The 5,884-nt window shown below is 51.4% G+C and carries 8 protein-coding genes; 2 read left to right on the forward strand and 6 right to left on the reverse strand.

Translation table 11 applies throughout. The annotated features are described in order from the left end of the window. From Q0L39_RS10170 to Q0L39_RS10185, 4 genes are all read right to left on the reverse strand, one after another. Positions 1-679: ABC transporter permease (locus Q0L39_RS10170; protein WP_296628892.1), on the reverse strand; the 679-nt coding region annotated here is incomplete at its 3' end. A 4-nt stretch (positions 680-683) separates the two neighbouring features. Further along, positions 684-1,730: a spermidine/putrescine ABC transporter ATP-binding protein gene (gene potA / locus Q0L39_RS10175; RefSeq protein ID WP_296628893.1), complete on the reverse strand. Its 1,047-nt coding sequence runs from the start codon at positions 1,728-1,730 to the stop codon at positions 684-686. A 408-nt stretch (positions 1,731-2,138) separates the two neighbouring features. Next, positions 2,139-2,879: a hypothetical protein gene (locus Q0L39_RS10180; protein ID WP_296628894.1), complete on the reverse strand. Its 741-nt coding sequence runs from the start codon at positions 2,877-2,879 to the stop codon at positions 2,139-2,141. Positions 2,880-2,896: 17 nt separating this feature from the next. Continuing rightward, the gene (locus Q0L39_RS10185) at positions 2,897-3,439 is read right to left on the reverse strand and encodes a putative immunity protein (RefSeq protein WP_296628895.1); all 543 of its coding nucleotides are present in this window, start codon (positions 3,437-3,439) and stop codon (positions 2,897-2,899) included. A gap of 245 nt (positions 3,440-3,684) precedes the next feature. Here Q0L39_RS10185 and Q0L39_RS10190 point away from each other — a divergent pair, with 245 nt between their 5' ends. Together Q0L39_RS10190 and Q0L39_RS10195 are read left to right on the forward strand one after the other, a co-directional pair. Next, positions 3,685-4,116, forward strand: a complete 432-nt coding sequence (locus Q0L39_RS10190; protein ID WP_296628897.1) for a MarR family transcriptional regulator — start codon at positions 3,685-3,687, stop codon at positions 4,114-4,116. Beyond that, the gene (locus Q0L39_RS10195) at positions 4,113-4,754 is read left to right on the forward strand and encodes a DUF6198 family protein (RefSeq protein WP_296628900.1); all 642 of its coding nucleotides are present in this window, start codon (positions 4,113-4,115) and stop codon (positions 4,752-4,754) included. The genes Q0L39_RS10190 and Q0L39_RS10195 overlap by 4 nt, the downstream gene beginning before the upstream one ends. A 177-nt stretch (positions 4,755-4,931) precedes the next feature. On the opposite strand, the gene Q0L39_RS10200 is transcribed toward Q0L39_RS10195, so the two are convergent. Further along, on the reverse strand, positions 4,932-5,276 hold the full coding sequence (locus Q0L39_RS10200; RefSeq protein WP_296628902.1) for a four helix bundle protein: 345 nt from the start codon (positions 5,274-5,276) through the stop codon (positions 4,932-4,934). Positions 5,277-5,618: 342 nt separating this feature from the next. After that, the coding region (locus tag Q0L39_RS10205) for a hypothetical protein (protein ID WP_296628904.1) at positions 5,619-5,884 on the reverse strand (266 nt) is incomplete at its 5' end.

Raw genomic sequence — 5,884 nt, forward strand, 5'->3', positions numbered from 1 at the left:
TACCGCCGCCGAGCATCTTGGAGATGATAAAGGTGGAGATGGCCGGCACAAACACCATGGTGATGCCGGTGCTGACGCCTGGAAGGCTCAGCGGAATGACCACCCGCGCCATCACCTGGAAGGGATTGCCGCCCAGGTCCTGTGCAGCTTCGATGACATCGTTGCCGATTTTGCACATGGTGGTGTAGATCGGCAGAATCATAAACGGAATATAGTTATAGACCATGCCCAGAATGACTGCACCCTGGGTGTTGATCATCTGCAGCGGGCCGATGCCAAACAGCCCTAAGAACTTATTGATAAGGCCGTTATTTTCCAGAATGGTCATCCATGCATAGGTGCGCAGCAGAAAGTTCATCCACATCGGCAGCATGACCATGATAAACAGAGTCTGCTTCTGGAAGCCCTGTTTTCTGGACAGAATGTAGGCAAGCGGATAGGCAATCAGCACACACAGCACCGTTGCAATGGCTGCCAGCTTGATGGAGCGCAGCAGCACACTCATGTACTCGCCGCCGCGGGCGATATTTTCCAGTGTAAACTGGCCATCGGAGTTGGTCAGCGCAAAATAGACCACCATTCCCAGCGGGATGACGATGAATGCCGCCATCCACAGCACATAGGGAATGCTGGGCAGTGTGGACCAACCTCCGTTTTTGGTTTCGGAGCGTTTTTTCATCCGATTACACCTCCATCTTCTTCATGATGTGGATGTCCTCGGGACGGACATTCATGCCGATATGGGCGCCGACCGGCTGGCTCTGGGTGGAGTGAATCAGCCACTTATAGCCATGTGCATCGACGGTGATCTCATAATGAACGCCCTTGAAGATGACCGACTCGACCTCACCGCTGATCGGAGAGGTTTCGTAGTCGCCGACGATGATGTCCTCAGGACGGATAACGACGTCGACGCGCTCGTTTTCGGCAAAGCCCTTGTCCACGCACTTAAATGCCTGTCCGGCAAACTCGACCTCGAAGTCCTCGTACATAACGCCGTCGATGATGTTGCTCTCACCGATGAAGTCCGCAACGAAAGCGTTCTTCGGCTCGTTGTAGATGTCCTGCGGCGTACCGATCTGCTGAATCTCGCCATCCTTCATGACCACCACGCGGTCGGACATGGTCAGTGCCTCCTCCTGGTCGTGGGTGACGTAGATAAAGGTGATCTTCAGCGATTTCTGGATGCGCATCAGCTCGGTCTGCATCTCTTTTCTCAGTTTCAGGTCGAGTGCGCCCAGCGGCTCGTCGAGCAGCAGCACCTTCGGCTCGTTGACCAGCGCGCGGGCAATCGCTACACGCTGCTGCTGACCGCCGGAAAGCTGGTTGATATTGCGGTTCTCAAAGCCGACCAGACCCACCATCTTGAGCATCTCGCGCACCTTCTGGGTGATCTGCTTTTTGTCCATCTTTTTGATGTTCAGTCCAAACGCCACGTTATCAAAAACGTTCAAATGCGGGAACAGCGCGTAACGCTGGAACACCGTGTTGACGTTGCGTTTGTACGGCGGCACGCCGTTGATCTTTTTGCCGTCGAAGAAGATATCTCCCTCGTTTGGCTCGACAAAGCCGCCGATAATGCGCAGAGTGGTTGTCTTGCCGCAGCCCGATGGGCCGAGGAAGGTGACAAACTCCTCGTCGTGGATGTCCAGATTGATGCCCTTGAGCACCCGCTGACCGTCAAATTCCACCACCACATTTTTCAGGCTGATCAAAATATTTTCTTTCATCTGCTCAAAATCCCCCTTTTCCCAAATCGCTCCCCAGTGGCTGCCATATGCTGTCAGACACTGTCCTGAATCTCAGAGAATCTATTGACATTTTCACAATTTATTAAAATATCATATACACTATAACCACAATCCGACAGGAAGTCAATAAGATTCGTGATTTTTCCGAAAAAATCATCATTTTTCATCATTTTTTGCATCTGCCCGCTTTTTTTACGGTGAAACTATCTCTATCCTTTGTTTTTCTCGATTTTTCACATCCTTTGCGCAGATTTTACACACCTCTCCCTGCATCCCAAAAGAGGTCGGATGCTTCCTTCCTCATTGTTATACATGATATACGCTTTTATGCGAAAAAAGAGGACGGGGAATCCCCCGTCCTCTTTTCGATTGGTTCTCAAACTGCCACTATAAGTCCTTCCAGACAATACTTTCGGCGATCTGTTCTGCCAATGCCTGCTCGGTTCCTTCGGCAAACTGGATGCCGATGTAAGCCTTGCGCTCTTTGTCGTAGGAAACGATGCCAGGCACCTCGATACTCTCTGCTCCTGCCGCCGATGTTCCCTCTGCCAGCTCCTCTTGATTCTGATAGCAGACGGTTGCAAGGGCAGTTTCTCCGTTTTCCCAGCTGATCAGCGGCTGATACGGGTCAAGGTTCCAAAAATAGATGCTACCCAACCGGATACCCGCATAGACCACCTGATAGTACTGTTCCGCTGGCACTCCCTCGGCATCCTCGTAGATATTAAAACCGATGGTCGCCATCTGCTGCCCGTCCTTTACAAGAAGCAGCTGGTTAAACAGCGGGATGGTCGTGTCGATCTGCTGCTCACTGGGCTTCTCCACCGTCCAGCCCTGAGGCAGCTGCATCTGCACCGAAAACGGCTCGGTGGCATAAATATCGGCGTTATCCCCGTTTTTGCCCTCCTGATAGGCTGGGAAGGTGATGGTGGTGGGCTCTGCTTCCTCCTCTGGAAGATCCGCTTCTTCTGTCTCCACACCTTGCTGACAGTCCGCTTCTTCCAGCTCTGTCTCCGGCGGCTGCTCGGGTGCTACATTCCAATGCTCATTTCTCTGACTGCTGCATCCGCCTAATACCATCATCGCTGCCAAAAGCAGTGCAAAACATCCTGCTCCTTTTGTCCGCATGCTCTTTCCTCCTTATTTTACCGGCACAAAAATGCCGCCCATTCCCGTTCTTCCTCCTGCCAATGCTGCTGCCAGTAGAGCAGCCGATCCAGATACTGCGCTGCCCGCTGTTCGACCGGCACACGGCACTCCTCCAATCCATAGCGGTCGACCAGTGCGGTCAGTTCATACATCGGCAATCCTAGCGCATGACCCACCGTATGAACCGTCCCGCATCCCTGTCCTACCGCATGACACAGCGCGATGTCCGCAGGGTCGCTCAGCTCCTTCGCCACGGCGTGTGCCTGCAAAATCGCCTGCTTGGCCTGCGGCATCTTCACCTTGCCTTGTGCCCACAGAGTGGACAGTTCCACCGCCTGCATCGGGCGCTGCTCCTGCGGATAGCGAAGAGCAAGCTCCTCCGCTACCCGCCGCGCCTGTTCGAGCGCCCACAGCACCATTGCCCGCCGCTGCTGTCCCTGTATCAGCATCGACAATTCACACAAGATAGTACTGTCCTTGGAAAACAAAATCTGATTCTTCCTCTTTTTATGCTGGCAGACTTCTTCCATCCAGTCCATGCCCTCGCCACCTCTCCGACAAAGTTGATACTATCTTTAGGATAGCACACTTATCCCTGCTCTGCAATCGGTTTTATGGCACAACAGCTTTGTTCAGACTGCACCATTTACAACGAATCATTCTGTGCCATTTCAGGGAAATAGGAAAAATTCCCTTGTCCCGATTGACAACTTGGCGATTTTTCCCTAATATTATTTGTATACTAATTATTTGTGTTTTAACTTAAATAAAATGAGGTGTTTGGATGGACCAGAGCTTTCACTACCTGCTGACAGCCTGTCAGGGATTATTTCAGCGCAAAGTCATGACCGCATTAAGCGGCACGGGATTGACTGTCGGACAGCCAAAGGTACTGGACTTTTTGGGGCTGCACGACGGCAGCGTCCAGAAACGGATCGCAGCGGGCTGCCAGATCGACCCAGCGACGTTGAGCGGACTGCTGAGCCGCATGGAGGAAAAAGGACTGATCGAACGGCGGAGCGAAAACGGCGACCGGCGTTCGCTGCACGTCTACCTGACCGAGCTGGGCTGGGAAAAGCAGCGGGAGGTACACCGCACCCTGGTACAGCAGGAGGAGGAGCTGCTGAGCGACCTCAGTGAGGAACAGCGAAAGCAGCTGAGCGAACTATTGCTGTCCCTGTGCGGCAAAATGTGTGATTTGGAGGTACTGCAATGAGCAAACAAGAACTGGCAAAACGTTATCTTTTCTTTGTAGCGGGATTGTTCGTCAACTCGCTTGGCATCAGTTTGATTATCAAGGCGGAGATGGGAACCTCTCCCATTTCCAGCATTCCCTATACGCTGAGCATCGGCTTTGCGCCGTCGCTGGGCATGTTCGCCCTGTTTTACAGCCTGCTGCTGATCTGTTTACAGCTGGTAATCCTGCGCTCCCGCTTTCCAAAGGAATACTGGCTGCAGATTCCGGTCTCACTGGGCTTTTCCTGCTTTATTGACCTGACCATGGGAATGCTCGACTTTCTCAATCCGCAGGGCTATCTGTGGCAGCTGGTATCGCTGTTGATCGGCTGCGTGGTTCTGGGAGTAGGTGTATTCATGGAGATGGCAGCCAACGTAGTCATGCTGCCAGGCGAATGCACCGTTCAGGCGATCTCCTCCACTCTGCACACCGATTTTGGCAAAAGCAAGGTGGCTGTGGACATGACGATGGCATTGGTTGCCGCAGTACTGGGACTGGTGATGTATCAGGAGCTGGCAGGCGTGCGGGAAGGCACCTTTATCTCGGCGCTGCTGGTCGGTTTTCTGGCGCGCACCTTCCAGCGTCTGATCGGCCCACAGGTACAGGCTATTTTCTAAAACGACATCTTCTTCTTTTTCTTTATTTTTTCCTTTCTCAAAACAACCCCCGACCTCTCTTCCGCATGGAAGGGAGGTCGGGGGTTGTTTTTGGGAAATGGGTATTTGAGGGAAGAAAAGGACCTCCTTCTAACAGGGAGGTTCTTTTTTAACAAACTTACAACATGACTGGTACGTTTAGTGTGCATTTCTTTTTGCAGTATTTAAGGAAGCGGCCAAAAGTTTTTTCAGTTCGATACATCGCTCCAGGATTTCACTTTCATGATAATATCCGCTTTCAATCAGCAGCTCCAGCCAATATTCACTCTCGGAACATTCTTTTAACGCAATTTGAAGCTTGGCGATAAAATCTGCTCTTCCGTGAGCGTAGAAAGCCTCCCGAATATTGGCTCCTATACTTGTGCCTGAACGAATTAGTTGATTGGTCAACACAGATTCTTTCTTATTGGCTTTGATAAAATTACATACTCTGATAATTTCCAATGCAAAGGCTTTGGATTTCTCCATCAACGGACTGGACATCGCATCGCCCCTTTTTCACTTCTTCACTATTCACTATTCTCTATTCACTTCCAAAAATCGACTCCATCGAAGAAAGTGAAAAGTGAAGAGTGAAGATGGAATAAGTAAAAATCGACAAGCCCCTAACAGGACTTGTCGATTTTTGGTCGGAGTGGCGGGACTTGGTCTCGCCGCCGAGCGGCTCGGTCAGCCACGGCTCTGACGTGCCACTGGCACGTCATTCACTACCGTGCCCTTCAAGCCCACCACTCGCAAAGATGAAAAAAAAGATCTCATCCTTTAGGATGAGATCTTTTTTTGGTACGAGTGGCGATACAGAACTTTTTGAAAAACCCAGTAATATCAATGGTTTTCGGGCATCCGAACAGAAAAATATCTTGTATATCCCCCCACATTAGGGCGGCTGTTTTGAAGCAGCCGCCCTTTTTCTACCCCTAAATCCAGTGTGCGTTTTAGGGTGGAAAATCCCCTGTTTTTTCGCCTTTGGGCGGCGCAAGCGAGGCCACCTATATCCTTTCCCTCATGGGAGGCCGGGCGGTGATACAGGGGCGCAAAACCACCAAAACGAACACTTTTCAAAACCAACGGAAGGAGGTATCCAACATGGC

Source organism: uncultured Negativibacillus sp. (genome assembly GCF_944388365.1).
Classification (GTDB): Bacteria; Bacillota; Clostridia; order Oscillospirales; family Ruminococcaceae; genus Negativibacillus.

Bases quoted from the DNA above. Each gene is read 5' to 3' on its own strand.
- potA (WP_296628893.1), bottom strand. From the start codon at position 1,730: ATGAAAGAAAATATTTTGATCAGCCTGAAAAATGTGGTGGTGGAATTT.
- Q0L39_RS10180 (WP_296628894.1), bottom strand. From the start codon at position 2,879: ATGCGGACAAAAGGAGCAGGATGTTTTGCACTGCTTTTGGCAGCGATG.
- Q0L39_RS10185 (WP_296628895.1), bottom strand. From the start codon at position 3,439: ATGGACTGGATGGAAGAAGTCTGCCAGCATAAAAAGAGGAAGAATCAG.
- Q0L39_RS10190 (WP_296628897.1), top strand. From the start codon at position 3,685: ATGGACCAGAGCTTTCACTACCTGCTGACAGCCTGTCAGGGATTATTT.
- Q0L39_RS10195 (WP_296628900.1), top strand. From the start codon at position 4,113: ATGAGCAAACAAGAACTGGCAAAACGTTATCTTTTCTTTGTAGCGGGA.
- Q0L39_RS10200 (WP_296628902.1), bottom strand. From the start codon at position 5,276: ATGTCCAGTCCGTTGATGGAGAAATCCAAAGCCTTTGCATTGGAAATT.